16 protein-coding genes are annotated in these 14831 nt (G+C 72.2%); 13 read left to right on the top strand and 3 right to left on the bottom strand.

The window, feature by feature from the left end:
• Window positions 1-89 precede the first annotated feature (89 nt).
• From SM450_RS25700 to SM450_RS25755, 12 genes are all read left to right on the top strand, one after another.
• Window positions 90-1109, top strand: a complete 1020-nt coding sequence (locus SM450_RS25700) for a polyprenyl synthetase family protein (protein ID WP_474622346.1) — start codon at window positions 90-92, stop codon at window positions 1107-1109.
• Complete coding sequence (locus SM450_RS25705) at window positions 1106-2134, top strand: UbiA family prenyltransferase (protein WP_474622347.1); 1029 nt, start codon at window positions 1106-1108, stop codon at window positions 2132-2134. Before SM450_RS25700 ends, SM450_RS25705 begins: the two co-directional genes overlap by 4 nt.
• Entirely contained in the window at window positions 2131-3831 is a 1701-nt protein-coding gene (locus SM450_RS25710) for a prenyltransferase/squalene oxidase repeat-containing protein (protein WP_474622348.1), read from the top strand. Before SM450_RS25705 ends, SM450_RS25710 begins: the two co-directional genes overlap by 4 nt.
• Window positions 3828-5096 carry an FAD-dependent oxidoreductase gene (locus tag SM450_RS25715; protein ID WP_474622349.1) on the top strand — a complete coding sequence of 423 codons (1269 nt, stop codon included), beginning with the start codon at window positions 3828-3830 and terminating at the stop codon, window positions 5094-5096. Before SM450_RS25710 ends, SM450_RS25715 begins: the two co-directional genes overlap by 4 nt.
• A gap of 6 nt (window positions 5097-5102) precedes the next feature.
• A complete protein-coding gene (locus SM450_RS25720; RefSeq protein ID WP_474622350.1) occupies window positions 5103-6119 on the top strand; it encodes an aminotransferase class I/II-fold pyridoxal phosphate-dependent enzyme in 1017 nt (338 codons plus the stop codon).
• Between the two features lie 96 nt (window positions 6120-6215).
• Entirely contained in the window at window positions 6216-6779 is a 564-nt protein-coding gene (locus SM450_RS25725) for a dihydrofolate reductase family protein (RefSeq protein ID WP_474622351.1), read from the top strand.
• Between the two features lie 35 nt (window positions 6780-6814).
• Window positions 6815-7750 carry an AEC family transporter gene (locus tag SM450_RS25730; RefSeq protein ID WP_474622352.1) on the top strand — a complete coding sequence of 312 codons (936 nt, stop codon included), beginning with the start codon at window positions 6815-6817 and terminating at the stop codon, window positions 7748-7750.
• Between the two features lie 214 nt (window positions 7751-7964).
• Window positions 7965-8171: a hypothetical protein gene (locus tag SM450_RS25735; protein ID WP_474622353.1), complete on the top strand. Its 207-nt coding sequence runs from the start codon at window positions 7965-7967 to the stop codon at window positions 8169-8171.
• A gap of 333 nt (window positions 8172-8504) precedes the next feature.
• Window positions 8505-8630, top strand: coding sequence for a hypothetical protein (locus SM450_RS25740; protein WP_474622354.1), 126 nt, complete (start codon window positions 8505-8507; stop codon window positions 8628-8630).
• Entirely contained in the window at window positions 8627-9013 is a 387-nt protein-coding gene (locus SM450_RS25745) for a DUF3885 domain-containing protein (RefSeq protein WP_474622355.1), read from the top strand. The genes SM450_RS25740 and SM450_RS25745 overlap by 4 nt, the downstream gene beginning before the upstream one ends.
• A gap of 279 nt (window positions 9014-9292) precedes the next feature.
• Window positions 9293-9562 (top strand): hypothetical protein, encoded by a 270-nt coding sequence (locus SM450_RS25750; RefSeq protein WP_474622356.1) that lies wholly within the window; start codon window positions 9293-9295, stop codon window positions 9560-9562.
• A 366-nt stretch (window positions 9563-9928) separates the two neighbouring features.
• Window positions 9929-10807: an IS5 family transposase gene (locus SM450_RS25755; protein ID WP_474622422.1), complete on the top strand. Its 879-nt coding sequence runs from the start codon at window positions 9929-9931 to the stop codon at window positions 10805-10807.
• Window positions 10808-10915: 108 nt separating this feature from the next.
• Here the strand turns inward: SM450_RS25755 and SM450_RS25760 are convergent, their stop codons facing one another.
• Window positions 10916-11317: a VOC family protein gene (locus SM450_RS25760; protein ID WP_474622357.1), complete on the bottom strand. Its 402-nt coding sequence runs from the start codon at window positions 11315-11317 to the stop codon at window positions 10916-10918.
• A 325-nt stretch (window positions 11318-11642) separates the two neighbouring features.
• Window positions 11643-12716, bottom strand: coding sequence for a hypothetical protein (locus SM450_RS25765; RefSeq protein WP_474622358.1), 1074 nt, complete (start codon window positions 12714-12716; stop codon window positions 11643-11645).
• A gap of 118 nt (window positions 12717-12834) precedes the next feature.
• Here SM450_RS25765 and SM450_RS25770 point away from each other — a divergent pair, with 118 nt between their 5' ends.
• Window positions 12835-14250 carry a xylulokinase gene (locus SM450_RS25770; protein ID WP_474622359.1) on the top strand — a complete coding sequence of 472 codons (1416 nt, stop codon included), beginning with the start codon at window positions 12835-12837 and terminating at the stop codon, window positions 14248-14250.
• Between the two features lie 88 nt (window positions 14251-14338).
• On the opposite strand, the gene SM450_RS25775 is transcribed toward SM450_RS25770, so the two are convergent.
• Window positions 14339-14737, bottom strand: coding sequence for an MmcQ/YjbR family DNA-binding protein (locus SM450_RS25775; RefSeq protein WP_474622360.1), 399 nt, complete (start codon window positions 14735-14737; stop codon window positions 14339-14341).
• Between the last annotated feature and the right edge of the window lie 94 nt (window positions 14738-14831).

Here is a 14831-nt window from a genome sequence, read left to right on the forward strand (position 1 = left end):
GCATTTATCGATGGTTGTTCACCGGAGTTCCGGCCGGTAACGTCTCGCGTGGCGACTAGCCGAGCCTTCGTTGAAAGGGTCGACGCGTCATGACCGTTGCTGGATTCACGCGATATCCGCCCTTCATCGACGACCTGGCCCGAAGCGAATCAGGGCGACTGCTCCACGCCGAACTCGGCCGCCGCTGGCCGGAGACGACCGACCAGCTCGTCACGATCGCCAGGTACGCGCTGCTGCCGCCGGGCAAGCTGCTGCGGCCGATGATGACGCTGCACGCGGCGGAGGCGGTGGGCGGATCACCCCGGGACGTGCTCGCCGCCGCGCTCGGCACGGAATACCTCCACGTCGCGACGCTCGTGCACGACGACATCATCGACGCCGACACGATGCGCCGTGGCCGCCCGGCCGTCCCGGTCGCGTTCGGCATCCCGAACGCCATCGTCGCCGGCGACCACCTCATCTTCTCCTCGTTCCGGGCCATCGTGGACGGCGGGAGCGCGGTCCCGCCCGGCCAGGTGGTCGCCGCGCTCGCCGCGCTCGCCGAGGCGGGGCAGGACCTGTGCCGGGGGCAGGCGATCGAGGCGCAGCTCGTCGGCGACCTTGACGCGGGCGCCAAGTGGTATCCGGAGATGATCCGCCTGAAGACCGGGTCGCTGTTCCGCGCGGTGTGCCACATCGGCGCCCTCCTCGGCGGCGCGGAACCGGCCGTGGCGTCCGCGCTCGCCCGCTACGGCGAGCACCTCGGCATCGCGTTCCAGATCCGCGACGACCTGCTGTCCTACGTGGCCACGCCGGAGCAGACCGGCAAGCCGGCGACGAGCGACCTCAACAACGGCCGGCCGACGCTGCCGCTGCTGCTGGCGTACGACGCGGCCACCGACACGGCCCGGGTCGAGCTGATGGCGGTGCTGCACCGGCGCGGCGCCGGCCCCGGCGACGTCGAGTGGGTCACCGCGCTGCTGCGCGAGGTCGACGCGGTGGCGCGGGCCCGCCGGCGGATGGTGGAGCACGCCGAGCGCGCCCGCGCCGAACTGGCCGTGCTCGCGCCGTCGGCGAGCGCGAACGTGCTCGCCGGCATCGCGGCCTGGATGACGAGCGAGACGCCGTGAGCGTCGCCCGGGCACTGCGGGCGCACGTGGAGACCTGGCGGCCCTACACGCTCTGGTACGTCGGGCTTGTCGGTCTCGGCGGCGCGGCGGTGGCCGCCGGCCCGCACCACCCGTGGCGGCTGCTGTCGGCCTGGGCGGCGCCCACCGCCGGCTGGCTCGGCGGCCACTACCTCGGTGACTGGTTCGACCGCGAGCTGGACGCCGGCAGCAAGCCGCACCGGCCGATCCCGTCGAGCCGGCTGGGCGCGGGGACGGCGCTGGCGTGCGGCTGCGCCTGCTTCGCCGTCCTCGCGGCGCTTGCCGTGGCGGGCGGCTGGGGCACCACGGCGGCGGCGCTGCTGGCCGGCGCCGGGATCGTCGCGTACAGCCGCTGGTTCAAGGCGCGTGGGATCGCCGGCAACCTGGTCCGGGGCGCGCTCGGCGCGGTCGCGCTCCTCTACGGCGCGCTCGCCGTCGGCCTGCCGGCGGACCCATTCCCGGCGTGGGCGGTCCTGCTGGCGCTTGCCGTCGCCTTCTGGTCGCACGACGCGATGTCCAACCTGGTCGGGGCGCTGCGCGACATCGACGGCGACCGCGCGGGCGGCTACCAGACGCTGCCGGTGCGCCGGGGCGTACCGTTCGCGGTCCGGACCGTGGTGGCGTTGCACGCGGTCACCGTCGGCGCGGCGCTCGCCGCCGGCCTGCTTGCCGACCGCGACGCGCGGCCCGCCTACCTGGCCACGCTGCTCGTCGTCGTGGTCGTGGGCGTCGCCGCGTGGACGCCGCTCGTGGCCCGCCGCGCCGGGATGCCCGTCCTGGTGGCGTTGCGCGCCCACTCCGTCCTGGTCGTCGAACGGGTCGTGCTGGCCTCGGCCGTGGTCGGGCTGGGCCTCGGCGTCGCCGTGCAGATCCTGCTGGCGCTGCCGATGCTCGCGTTCACCTGGTGGGCGCAGCGCGGGATGCGCGTCCGGCACGAACTCGGCCCGCCGACCGCCGGCCTGGCCCTGGCCGCCCACCGTCGAGTGCCCCTGGAGGACGCGACATGACCGAGGTGACCGCCGAGGCCGTCGGGACGGCGATCGCCGCCGGCGCCGAGGCGCTGCTGCGCCGCCAACGCCCCGACGGCGTCTTCGGCGACGACCCGCCGGCGTCGGTGCTGGGCACCGCGGGCGCGGTGGCCGCGCTGCACGCCGCCGACCCCGCCGGCAGCGCCGACCTCGTCGACGCCGGCGCCGTGTGGCTGCGCCGGCAGCAGCACGACGACGGCGGCTGGGGCGGCGTGGTCGGCGCGGACAGCGAGGTGGTGCCCACCGCCGTGGCGGTCGCGGCGCTCGCGCTCGGCGCGCCGGCCGCGAGCGTCGACGCGATCGCCGCCGGCCGGGCCCGGCTGGCCGCCCTCGGCGGCGTCGACACCGTCACCGACCGGGCCATCTCGCTGCTCTGCCGCCAACTGCTCACCATGGCCGGGATGACCGCCGAGGCCGGCCCGCTGCGCCGGCTGCCGCTGGAGATCGTCCTGTTCGACCGGGTCCGCCGCCGGCGCCTGTCGTTCCGTACCGCGCCCTTCGTCGGCCTCGCCCTGATGCAGGCGGACCTGCTGCCCGCCGGCCGGCTGCGCCGCGCCACGCTGCGCCGGGCCCGGCCGGTGGCGGTCGGCCTGCTGCGCTCCATCTTCGACCACGAGGGCCGCACCGGCGCGTTGAGCGAGGACCCGTGGCCGGCCGCCCTGGTGCTGCTCGGCCTGGCCCGCAGCGGCGAGGCGCCGGACATCGCGCGGGCCGTCGTCGGCTGGCTGCGGCGGGCGGTCCGCCCCGACGGCGCCTGGGACGCGGTGACGAACCTGGACCTGACCCGCTCCGGCTACGCGGTGACCGGTCTGGTCGCGGCCGGGTACGCCGCCGACCCGCGCCTGCGCGCCACCCGCGACTTCCTCCACGCCACCCAGAAGCCGACCGCGTTCGAGGTGCTCGACGTGCCGCCGGGCGGGTGGAGCTACTCCAACGTGGGTGGCTGGCCGGTGACGCTGGAGTCGGCCGAGATCCTGTCCGCGCTCGCCGGCTACCCCGACGCCGATGCCGACCCGGTCCTGCGTACCGGCCTGGCCTGGCTTGTCGACCGCCAGGACAGCCGCGGCTCGTGGAGCCTGTGGGTACGCGACACCCAGCTCGCCAACGACGGCCCCTGCCCGGCCATCACCAGCCAGGCGATCCTCGCGCTGCACGACGCCGGGCACCCGGACGACCACCCGGCCGTCGCGCGCGCCGCGGCCTGGCTGCTGACCCGGGCGGCGCCCGACGGCACGTTCGAGAACCTCTGGTACCGCGACCACACCTCCGGCACCGCGGTGGTGGTGGGCGCGTTGTCGCGCGTCGGTCACGCCCGGCACGAGGTGGTCCGCCGCGCGGCCGGCTGGCTGCGCGACACCCAGTTGCCGGACGGCTCGTGGGGGCCGGGCGACGGCACGCCCGGCACGGTCGAGGAGACCGCGTGGGCCGTCCAGGGCCTGCTCGCCACAGGCGATCCCGAGGTCGCCGCCGCGGCGGGCCGGGGCGTCGCCTGGCTGGTGTCGGCCGCCGGACCGGACGGCGGGTGGCCGGCGGCCCGGGTGTGCAACTACATCCGCCACCACATGCGCTACCCGAACGCGGTGATCACCCAGGCGCTCGCGCTGCGGGCGCTCGGCGACCACCGCCGGGCCGCCGCCGGGCGACCTGACGTCGCGCCCGGGGCGGTCGCCCGATGAGCGCCGACGTCGTGGTGGTGGGCGCCGGCGCCGGTGGGCTGGCGAGCGCCCGCGCGCTCGGCGCGCTCGGCCTGCGGGTGGTCGTGCTCGACCGGCAGCGCACCCCGGCGTCGATCGCCAAGGGCGAGATCCTCCAGCCGGAGACCGTCCGCATCCTCGACTCCTGGGGCGCGCTCGACCCGCTGCGGGCCACCGGCGCCCGCCCGGTCGGGCGGCTGGCCATCCGCGACCCGTACGGCGAGCCGTTGCTCTGCCTCGACTACGCCGGCCTGCCCGGCGCGTACCGGGAGATCCTCTGCGCCGACTACGGAGACCTGCGCGGCGTGCTCGCCGACGGGCTGCCCGCCACGGTGGACCTCAGGTGGGGCCGGCGGGTCACCGGCCTGCGGCGCGACGACGCCGGCCGGGTCGCCGGGGTCCGGGTCACCGGCGACGGGACCGACGAGGAGATCCCGGCGGCGCTCGTAGTGGCCGCCGACGGCATGTCCTCGCCGCTGCGCCGGGCCGCCGGCATCGCGGTGCGGCGCACCGAGTACCCGCACGGCCTGGTCGCCTTCGACGTGGCCGGCGCCGAGGTGGCCGACGAGGTGACCGCCTACCGGACCGGCCGCGGCCTCTGCCTGGTCTATCCGCTGCCGGGCGGTAGGTGCCGCCTCTACGTCCAGGTGACGCCGGACGAGTTCCGGGGCCGCGCCGACCTGGGCGGCTGGTGCGACCGGCTGCTCGCCGACGTGCCGGCGGTCCGGCCGCTGGAGCCGGCGATCCGGGCGAGCCTGCACCGCCGGCAGCTCCTCGCGGTCTACCGGCTGCGCGCCGCCCGCCTGACCGTGCCCGGCCTCGCGCTCGTCGGCGAGGCCGCGCACGCGGTGCACCCGATGGCGGCGCAGGGCGTCAACAGCTCCCTCGGCGACGCCGAGACGCTCGCCGCCGGCCTGGCCGCCGAGGGCGGCACGCCGGAACCGGCCACGGTGGACCGGGCGCTGCGGGCGTACGAGGCCGCGCGCCGGCCCCGCCTCGACCACGTGGCGACCGTCAGCCACAACGCCTCCCGCATGATCACCAGCGTGTCCGGGCTGCCGAAGCTGCTCGGCGCGCGGATGATGCGCCGCACCGCCGCCAACCCCCGGCTGCTCGGGCTCACCGCCGGCAACCTCTCCGGCACGGACCTGCGACCGCTCTCCCTCGTCGACCGGCTCCACCAGCTCGGCGTGCTCGCCGACCGGCACGCACACACCCGTTCCGCACCGGCGCCGTCGGAGAAGTGAGCCACCATGACACCCGCCACCACCATCGCCCCGGTAGACCTGTCGATGAACGAGACGCCGTACCCGCCGCTGCCGGGCGTGCGGCGGATCGTCGCCGACGGCGCCGCCGCCCTCCAGCGGTATCCGGACCGCACCGCCGCCGCGCTTGTGGCCGCGCTGTCGGCGCGCCTGGAGGTGGGGCCGGAGGCGATCCTGGTCGGCCCCGGCTCGGCCGGGCTGTGCCAGCACCTCGTGCAGTCCCTCGGCCCCCGGCCGGAGGTCGTGCACGCGGCCCTGTCGTTCGAGGGCTACCCGCTGATCATCCGCAACGCGGGCGCCCGCGCGGTGCCGGTGCCGCTCGACGGGTACGACCACGACCTGCCCGCGATGGCGGACGCGGTGACCGAGCGGACCCGGTGCGTGCTGCTGTGCCACCCGAACAACCCGACCGGGGCGGCGTTGCGGCGGGACCGGGTCGAGGCGTTCCTCGACCGGATCCCGGCCGACGTGCCGGTGATCGTGGACGAGGCGTACCGGGAGTTCGTCACCGACCCGGCCGCGCCGGACGGGATGGAGCTGTACCGGGCGTACGACAACGTCTGCGTGCTGCGCACCTTCTCCAAGGCGTACGGGCTGGCCGCGCTGCGGATCGGCTATGCCGTGCTGCCGCCCCGGCTGGTCCCGCCGGCCGCGATGACAGGCGCGGTGTTCTTCCCGAACGCGCTCGCCCAGGCGGCGGCCGTGGCGAGCCTGACGCCGCAGGTGGAGTCGGAGCTGACCCGGCGGTGCGCGGACCTGGTGACCGCGCGGACCCGGCTGACCGACGCGCTGCACGACCTCGGTCTCACCGTGGCGCCGAGCGAGGCGAACTTCCTGTGGCTGCCGCTGGGGGAGCGGGCGGTGCCGTTCGCCGACCGGGCCCGGGCGGCCGGGATCCTGGTGATGGCGCTACCCGGCGCCGGGGTGCGGATCACGGTGGGCTCGGACGAGGCGAACGACAGGCTCCGCGCGTTCGTCCGTACGCTCCTCGCCGAGGGCTTCTAGAATTTCCTCCCGACCTGCCGTCGAATCCGGGCCGACTCGTTCGTAGAACAAGCGAGACGAACCCATCGGGTCCTACCTGCACCGGAAGGCAGAGGTATGGCAAAGCTGATCTATGTGACAAACGTGTCGATCGACGGCTTCATCGAGGACGAGAAGGGCGTTTTCGCCTGGCTCCCGCCCGACGACGAGGTCTTCACGTTCACCACCGACATCCTGCGGTCGACGGGCACCTTCCTCTACGGGCGCCGGCTGTACGAGTCGATGGCCGTCTGGGAGACGGACGCCTCGCTGGCCGCGGGGTCCGACCTGATGGCCGACTTCGCGAGCGTGTGGCAGGCGGCGGACAAGATCGTCTACTCCACCACTCTCACCACGGCGTCCACGGCCCGCACAAGCGTGGAGCGCCAGTTCGACCCCGACGCCGTGCGCCGGCTGAAAGCCACGGCCAGCAGCGACATCACCATCGGCGGCGCGGACCTGGCGGCGCAGGCCATCCGGGCCGGACTTGTCGACGAGTGCCAGTTGCTCGTGTGGCCCACGACCGTCGGCGGCGGCAAGCCGGGACTGCCCACCGGCGTACGCACCGACTACGAGTTCCTCGGCGAGCGCCGATTCCGAAACGGCGTCGTCCACCTCCGTTACCGCCCGCTGGCCGACTGACCGGGGTCACCACGCCCGAGCGCCGTGACGCCCGGATGAGCCTGGTGTCGGCGTTCGTGCCGATCTGGATCCTCACCGCCGTCGGCTACACGGCCTGCCGTCGGGGGCTGCTGGGCGAGGCGGCGGCGTCGGTGCTCGGCCGGTTCGTGTTCCACCTCGCGATGCCGGCCGCCCTGTTCCTGGCCCTGTCCCGCATGCCGCTGGCCGGGTTCGCCGGCCGCTCGCTGCTCGCCTTCGCGGTGAGCACAGCCACGGTCGTCGGGTTCGGGTGGGCCGGCGCGAGCCGGCTGTTCGGTCGCGAGCCCGGCGAACGGCCGATCTGGGGCATGGCCGCCGGGTACGTGAACTCGGCGAACCTCGGCATCCCCATCGCCACACAGGTTCTCGGTGACGTGTCGTTCCTGGCGGAGGTGGTGCTGCTACAGGTGCTTGTGGTGACGCCGGTGATCCTGGTCGCCCTGGACCGCCGCCGCGACCCGGCCGGGCGGGTCCGCGTCCGCCGTATCGCCTCCCTGCCGGTACGCAACCCGGTGATCCTGGCGTCGCTGCTCGGTGTCGTGTGCTCGGCCGCCGGCCTGCGTCTGCCGTCGGCGGCCGAGGCGCCGCTCCTCCTGCTGTCGGGCACCGCGGTTCCGGCCGCCCTGGTCGCGCTCGGCGCGTCACTGCACCGCACGACGCCGTCACTGCACCGCACGGTGCCGTCGCGGGCCGATCCGGCCGAGCTGGCCGTGCTCACCGCGCTGAAGCTCGTCGCGCAGCCGGTCATCGCGTACGCGGCCGGGGTGGCCCTGCACCTGTCCGCGTCGCAGTTGCTGGCCGTGGTGGTGTGCGCGGGCCTGCCGACCGCGCAGAACACGTTCATCTACAGCCAGGAGTACGGCGTCGGCGAGGAGGTGGCCAACCGGGCGGTGATGGTGACCACGACGCTGTCGCTCGCCACCCTGGCCACGGCGGCGGCGCTGCTCGGGTAGGTCCGCCGGCGATGCGCGACTCGCGGCAAATCCGGGTGCTCGGACGGTGTCGTGGTTGGATCACCCTGGCGATGGCTCTGGCGTGACTGGATGGTTGCGCGGGCAGCCGGTCCCGACTCGGGTCGGCCTGCCCGCTACCGTCTGGATATCGTGGCGGTCACGCTTCCAGATCCGCAGCGAATAGTCCGGTCCTGAACAGCACGAGGAGACACCGATGGCCGACGCCACCAGCGACGCCGATTCCACCGCTGACGCCGAATCCGGAACCGAGGAGCAGCCGCAGCCCTTCGAGAACCGGGCGGCACGGCGGTCCAAGGGCAAGGGCACCGCCAACCACATCGGGGGTACCGCGAGCCGCGCCCACGGCCGTTCCGGCGCGGTGCAGGGTCCTCGCCAGTACGGCAACCGTCGAACTGGCTAATCGTCGGAACTCCTGGTCACGGCAATGTTCGACAGCCGTGGCCGCTACCGGCGTCCAGCCGCTGCCGCAGGTTCGTTGCAGGACGGTGGAGGCGAGCCACTCGGGTGACGATGAGGGCACGGTTAGTACCGGCGCTGTTGCAACAGCAGATTCGACTCGGCAGGAGCCTGCGTCGGCCTCCATACGGACCGCGACTGTCGGGTAGCGCGTGACTCGCGGCATGTGCGCGCATCCGATCACGGTGCCGATGTCGCCTTCCGCAGCGAGTTGTCGGCGGGATAAGCGGGATGCGCCCTATTGCTGGATGTCGAGTACTGGCCGATGATCGGCGTCGTGATGGATCCGACCCGGCTGTCGACGTTGTGGGAGCAACGGTGGCCGGGATGCTCGAAGCTGCCCTATGAAGTGCGGGAGATCCGGGGCTGGCTCGACACAACACCGTCCTGGGCGAGCTGGTGACCGGCCCCGCCGTGCTGGTGATAACCGCTGGCTATTCGGACCAGCCCGACCCGCAGGAACCTGGCCGATCAGCTGAAACCATCGAGGCACACCCGTCCGGAGTGTATTGGACGAGTGTCTGCGTCGATGACGAGCCGGGCTTCGAAAGCTGGATGCATCTCTATGCCAGTGAAACGCCCTGGGCGCCCGGCTGCCTCGACCCGCTCCTACGTCACGTAGCCGACGACGTCATCGGCAATGTCCTTGTCTGTGACGTCGATCTGCGCTGGCTCTATCACCCGTACGACGGGGGCATGGACGTCGTCCTGCCGACCACCGCTGACCGCGACGCCCTGCGAAGCCGCCACCACCACTGGCTCTCCGCACACTCACTGGGCATGTAGGACCCGCTGGCCCAGCAGCGCGAATATCGCGGCCTGTCCGTGCGTCGTCGCCGCCCCCTAAACTCGTCCCGTCCTCGCCCAAGAGGCGGTGGCTCCGGATGGCCGCGCCCGCGATCCAGCAGGAGAGGGTGGCAGCCCGTTCGAGCCGGGCCGAGTTCGGAACCGCGTCGCCGCTGCGAGGCGTCCCCGAGCCCTTTCTCAGCGGACGGCGGCAACGGAGTGCAGCGCTCTGCCGGTCGACGGCGGGCTCCTGCCCGTCGTACATGCGATCATCGCCGCATGTACGAGCGGGCGGACGAGTTGCGACGATTGCTCGACGAATGGGATTTCATCGGTGTCTTCGATCCGGAGACCAACGTCGACGAGTACGACTGCATGCTCTCGCCGCTGCTGGCGAGGCTGGCCGGTGGAGCGGACAGCAACGAGATCCGGGAGTACCTCGACGAGGAGATCCGCGGTCACTTCGGCATGTCACCCGAGCGCGCCGGCACCGGGCCCATGGCCGAGCGGATGGTTGCGTGGCGGAAGGTGGGAGACGGCGAGCACTGACCGATCTGGCGGGCCGCCGCGCCATGATGGAAGCCGACCACCGGGCCATGCCGCCCCGGAGCACTGATACGTGGTCAGGCCGCGCTCGGACGGCGGCATGTCGGCGTACGGGCTTCATTGCTCAACCAGTACGCCACACGTACACACCCCGGGAGGACTGCCGCTTCGGCCCCGTCGGCCGGCTGCTGACCCAGAGACCTTCCATCCGCTGCTCACGCTGGGTTACCGATTAAGGCGTGTTTCAGAAGTCGTGGTGGTCGATGAAGGTCGCGGCGTGGCGGTGATCGACAACTGAAGAGGTCTCCGGTATCTGGTTCTGCGACCAAGCAAGAACTTCATACCGGAGACCTCGTGGCCACCTTAGCGGTGACGAGGCGGCACGACCTCACCGACGCTCAGTGGCAGCGGCTCGCCGCACTGTTGCCGGTCGCGTCGGTGAAGGGTCGGCCGCCGAAGTGGGAGAAACGGCAGCTCGTCGACGGGATCAGGTGGCGGATTCGGATCGGGTCGCCCTGGCGTGACGTCCCGGCCGAGTACGGACCCTGGCAGACGGTCTATGGCCTGTTCCGCCGCTGGCAGCGCGACGGCACCTGGGACAAGATCCTGGCCGCGTCACAGGCCGCCGGCGATGCGCAAGGCCGGATCGCCTGGACGGTCAGCGTGGACTCGATGACCAGCCGCGCTCACCAGCACGCCGCTGGCGCCCGCACCGACGGCCACGCGCAGAAAGAGCCACCCGGCGGCGTGCACGACGAACCCGCCGATCACGCCCTCGGACGATCTCGCGGCGGTTTGACCACCAAGACGCATCTGGCCTGTGAGCAGGGGCAGAAGGTCCTGTCGATGGTGGTGACCGCCGGGCATCGTGGTGACAGTCCGCAGTTCATCCCGGTCCTGCGCCGTATCCGGGTGAGCCGTCTCGGGGTGGGCCGGCCCCGCACCTGCCCCGACCTGGTCCTGGCCGACAAGGCCTACACCAGCCGCGGAAACCGCGCCTACCTACGCAAGCGCGGGATCAAGGCGTGCATCCCGAGCAAGACCGACCAGGACGCCCACCGCAAAGCCAAGGGCAGCCGCGGCGGACGCCCGCCGAAGTTCGACCGAGACCTCTACCGGCTACGACACGCCGTCGAGAACGGCATCGCCCGACTCAAACGCCACCGCGGCGTGGCCACCCGCTACGACAAGTTAGCCGTCCGGTTCCAAGCCGTCCTGACCATCACCATCATCTGCGAATGGCTCTGACCGGGCTTATGAAACACGCCTTAGTCGGGTCGGTGCCCGGGTCGCGGCATGTGCGGATGCCCGCGGACCGCTGCCAAGGGCCTGAGCATCTTCGGAGCCCGGTCCCGGCTACGAGGGTTCGGTGTAGGTGATCAGCTCCAACAGGGAACCGTCCGGATCCCGGAAGTAGACACTGACGCCACGCCCACCTCCACCGCTGCGGGTAACCGGCCCTGCCTCTATTTCGATGCGATGGTGGTGAAGGTGAGCGATCGCTTCCTCGGTGGTACCGGGCCACACGAAGCACAGGTCGCTGCCGCCTGGCGTGACGGGCGGCCGTGCCACCAGCTTTCCGACATCCAGGCCCGGTCCGTGGACGTTGAGCTGTTGGTCGCCGAACCGGAAGGCCACGTGACCGTCGGGATGGTCGACCACGTCGGCACCCAGGACGTCTCGATAGAAGGTCGTCGACCGTTCCCAGTTGCTGACCGCGATCACGCAGTGGTCGAGCCTGATCTTCGCGTTAGCCATGCCCGGACCTTACGGTGTGCGCGGGTGAACGGACGCCAGCATTCCGCAACTCGGCACGTCCGGATGCCTCACCCGGGCGTCAGTTGGCTACGTTCCGTGACGCGCGGGGCGCGGCATGAGCGTACGTCTCTGTCTGTCGCCGCCCTCGGACGCCTCGGGGCCGGCCGAGTTCGGCAGTACCAACGCATGAGCGGCGATGACACGTTCACCCGTTGAAAGTCAGCGCCGGGGAGTCGTACAGCCGTTAGCCCTGGTCGGAAGGCCGCTGATGCGGGCGCAGAAGTCGGCATCATCGGGTCCGGTAATGAGCCGGTAGCGGAGTGGCTCAGAGAGATCTGACACCGTGGAGTTGGCGCGCGTAAGCGGCGACGTCGAGGGGCCGGCTCCAGTCGCCGATCGTCGCCCATTCGGTCCAGAACGCGGGCGAGCCGTCCGGGATGGTCGGCGGGTGGTGCGGATCGCGGCTCGGGCCGAGGAGTAGTTCGCCGAGTTTTTGCAGGTCGGCGATGCCGAGTCCGGCATCGCGCGTGCCGCAGAAGGGGTCGTGACCCTCCTTCTCCTGCGGCCAGCTGTCCCGGAACTCCGACGTGGCCGGCACCCAGTGCTGCATCACCCGCCGCACCAGGGCGTAGCCGCAGAGTTCGGCGGCGGGTGCCGGGTCGGGGAATCGGAACGCACCGGCACACCGTCGCTCCTGCTCCTGGTACCGGTCCTGCCAGAACTCCAGCGTCCAGCCCGGCCAGCGCTCGGCGAACCGGTCGGCCAGGCCCAGGACCGGATCGACCGACCAGACCCCGGCACGGCGAGCGGCCGGATCCAGATGCAGGCCGCCGCGCGGTACCTCCGGCCAGGTCGATGGCTGCGGGAGGCCGGTCAACTGGTCGAGTAGGTCAGGTCCGACCTGCCACGGTGGCACCTCCCAGCCGCCCAGACCGTATCCTGCATCGCCCACCGTGACCAGGTATCGAAGGTCCGGCGGCTCCTGGGCATCGGGACGGCCCCACCGGAACAGATCGGTGTTGTCCCACGGTTCACGTCGCAGGACCGCCGTGTCCAGGCCGAGTGCGTCGGTCACGTCGGCGATGCCGTTGTACGCCCAGCGGATCGTCCAGCCCGGCCAGGTACGTCGATACCCGTCCAGATCAGCGAGCCGCTGGGCGTAGTCGGCCCCCAGGAAGAACAGCAGGTCCTGGCCGTCCAGGTCGATCAGCGCGCCCGCCTCACAAGAGGACTCGATCTGCCACTCGTCCCGGTCCCATACGGCGAAGGACCCGATGACCGCCAGCGCGGGAGCGGGACCGAGCGCAAGCCACGCGTCGAGGCTGTAGCCCATGCCGTTACTGCCGCAGTGCGTCCATTCGCCGTTCCGTTTGACGGCCACGTTCGCCCGGGAGCCCACACGTGGATCGTAGAACCCCCGCCGCTTGCGCTCCGCCCGCCCCGGCAGGACGCTTGTCCTCCACCCGGCCGCTGAGCCGCCTGCATCAGTGGCCCTGTCGCCACCCATTGGGAGAACTGTGCCGTTTGTCGCCGGGGTCGACTCCTCGACCCAGTCGTGCAAGGTCGTGATCCGCGACGCCGAAACCGGAAGGCTCGTGCGTGCGGGCCGCGTACCGCACCCAGTCGGGACGGCCGTGCCGCCCGCCGCGTGGGAGGCCGCGTTGTTCGGCGCGGTCGAGCGGGCCGGCGGACTGGACGATGTGGCGGCGGCCTCGGTCGCGGGGCAGATGCAGGGCATGGTGTGCCTGGACGCGGATGGCATGGTTGTCCGCGACGCTGTGCTGTGGAACGACACCCGCTCGGCCGGGGCTGCCCTTGACCTGATTTCGGATCTTGGAGGTGGGGAGGTCGGGTCGCGAGCCTGGGCCGATGCTGTCGGGTTGGTGCCGGTGGCCAGCTTCACCGTCACAAAGCTGCGCTGGCTGGCCTCGGCGGAGCCGGACAATGCCGCACGTACGCAAGCGGTGTGTCTGCCGCACGATTGGCTGACCTGGCGGCTGGCCGGCGCGGGTGGGTTGGCCGCGCTGTGTACCGACCGCAGCGAGGCCAGTGGGACCGGGTACTGGTCGGCCGCAACCGGTGGGTACCGACGCGATCTGGTCGGGTTGGCGTTCGGTCGTGATGACCTGCTGCTGCCGGAGGTGCTCGGACCTACCGGTCAGGCGGGGCAGCTGCGCACCGGCGCACCGTTGGGCGCTGGTGGCGGCGACTGCGCAGCGGCGGTGCTGGGTGCCGGCGCCGAGCCGGGCGACGTGGTCGTGTCGATCGGCACGTCGGGCATCGTGTCCACGGTGGCCGACGTGCCGGCCGCCGACCCGAGCGGGATCGTGGCCGGGTATGCCGACATGACCGGCCGCTTCCTGCCGCTGGTGTGTACGCTCAACGCCGCCCGGGTGCTGGACGCCACCGCGACCATGCTGCGGGTGGACCATGCAGAGCTGTCCGCGCTGGCGTTGTCCGCCCCGCCCGGTGCCGACGGGCTGGTCCTGGTGCCCTACCTGGAGGGTGAGCGCACACCGAACCTTCCACATGCCACCGGCGCCGTGCACGGCTTGACCTTGCGGACCTCGACCCCCTCTCACCTGGCCCGCGCCGCTGTTGAGGGGATGCTGTGCGCACTCGCCGACGGGCTGGACGCGATGATCGCGCAGGGTACGACGGTCAAACGGGTCCTCCTGGTCGGCGGCGGCGCCCGCTCGGAGGCGGTACGCCAGATCGCGCCTACAGTCTTCGGCCGGCCCGTACTCGTACCACCGCTCGGTGAGCACGTCGCTGACGGTGCCGCCCGGCAGGCGGCATGGCTGTTGTCGGGCGGGCAGCAACCACACGCATGGACCGTTGGACGGGTTGAGAGGCACGAGGCGGACGCCGTACCCGCGATCCGCGAACGGTACTCCGCCGCTCGGGCCCAGGTACTCAACCGGGTCGACTGATCGCCGACGATCCCACCGGTGGTGTGCCCGGCCGGCGCTGTCGTCGGCATCTTCGACTGAGACTGGTTGCCGAGCAGTCGCGGGTTGCTCAGGGCCGTCGGGAGTCGAGCAGCGTGATTCTGCGTGCCCCGGCCGTACGTCGGTAGCTGGCGTCGAGTAGCTCGCCGACCTCATCCCAGCCGATGCCATCGGTGAGGTCCACACCGACCCACCCGTAGGCCCCCAGGTAGGCCGGCACGAAGCAACGGTCTTCGGCCAGCAGCGCCGTGCGCTCGTCGGGGTCGACAAGCACGATCACCGACTGTCCGTGCTGGTGATAGACGCCGTCGACCTTCACCGATCCCCCGTAGTAGGCGAAGACTTTGGTGGTGTAGAAGGCGGGACGCCCGTGGGAGACCTTCTCGGCCGCGTCGGGGAGGGCCAGGGCGAGCGTCCGCAGCCGGCCCAGGAGCGGGTCCGCCTCGTCGAACATGATGGGGTGCGGCATTCCAGAAGGTAAGCACACCCTGGGCTGCCACGGCGCCCCGGCTGCTGTTCCCTTCCGTGTGGGAGGGCTCGGGAAGTTGTCGGCCTGCTCAAAT

The organism is Micromonospora marincola (genome assembly GCF_056150385.1).

Bases quoted from the DNA above. Each gene is read 5' to 3' on its own strand.
- SM450_RS25750 (WP_474622356.1), top strand. From the start codon at position 9,293: ATGTACGAGCGGGCGGACGAGTTGCGACGATTGCTCGACGAATGGGAT.
- SM450_RS25715 (WP_474622349.1), top strand. From the start codon at position 3,828: ATGAGCGCCGACGTCGTGGTGGTGGGCGCCGGCGCCGGTGGGCTGGCG.
- SM450_RS25710 (WP_474622348.1), top strand. From the start codon at position 2,131: ATGACCGAGGTGACCGCCGAGGCCGTCGGGACGGCGATCGCCGCCGGC.
- SM450_RS25700 (WP_474622346.1), top strand. From the start codon at position 90: ATGACCGTTGCTGGATTCACGCGATATCCGCCCTTCATCGACGACCTG.
- SM450_RS25720 (WP_474622350.1), top strand. From the start codon at position 5,103: ATGACACCCGCCACCACCATCGCCCCGGTAGACCTGTCGATGAACGAG.
- SM450_RS25760 (WP_474622357.1), bottom strand. From the start codon at position 11,317: ATGGCTAACGCGAAGATCAGGCTCGACCACTGCGTGATCGCGGTCAGC.
- SM450_RS25735 (WP_474622353.1), top strand. From the start codon at position 7,965: ATGGCCGACGCCACCAGCGACGCCGATTCCACCGCTGACGCCGAATCC.
- SM450_RS25725 (WP_474622351.1), top strand. From the start codon at position 6,216: ATGGCAAAGCTGATCTATGTGACAAACGTGTCGATCGACGGCTTCATC.
- SM450_RS25730 (WP_474622352.1), top strand. From the start codon at position 6,815: ATGAGCCTGGTGTCGGCGTTCGTGCCGATCTGGATCCTCACCGCCGTC.
- SM450_RS25775 (WP_474622360.1), bottom strand. From the start codon at position 14,737: ATGCCGCACCCCATCATGTTCGACGAGGCGGACCCGCTCCTGGGCCGG.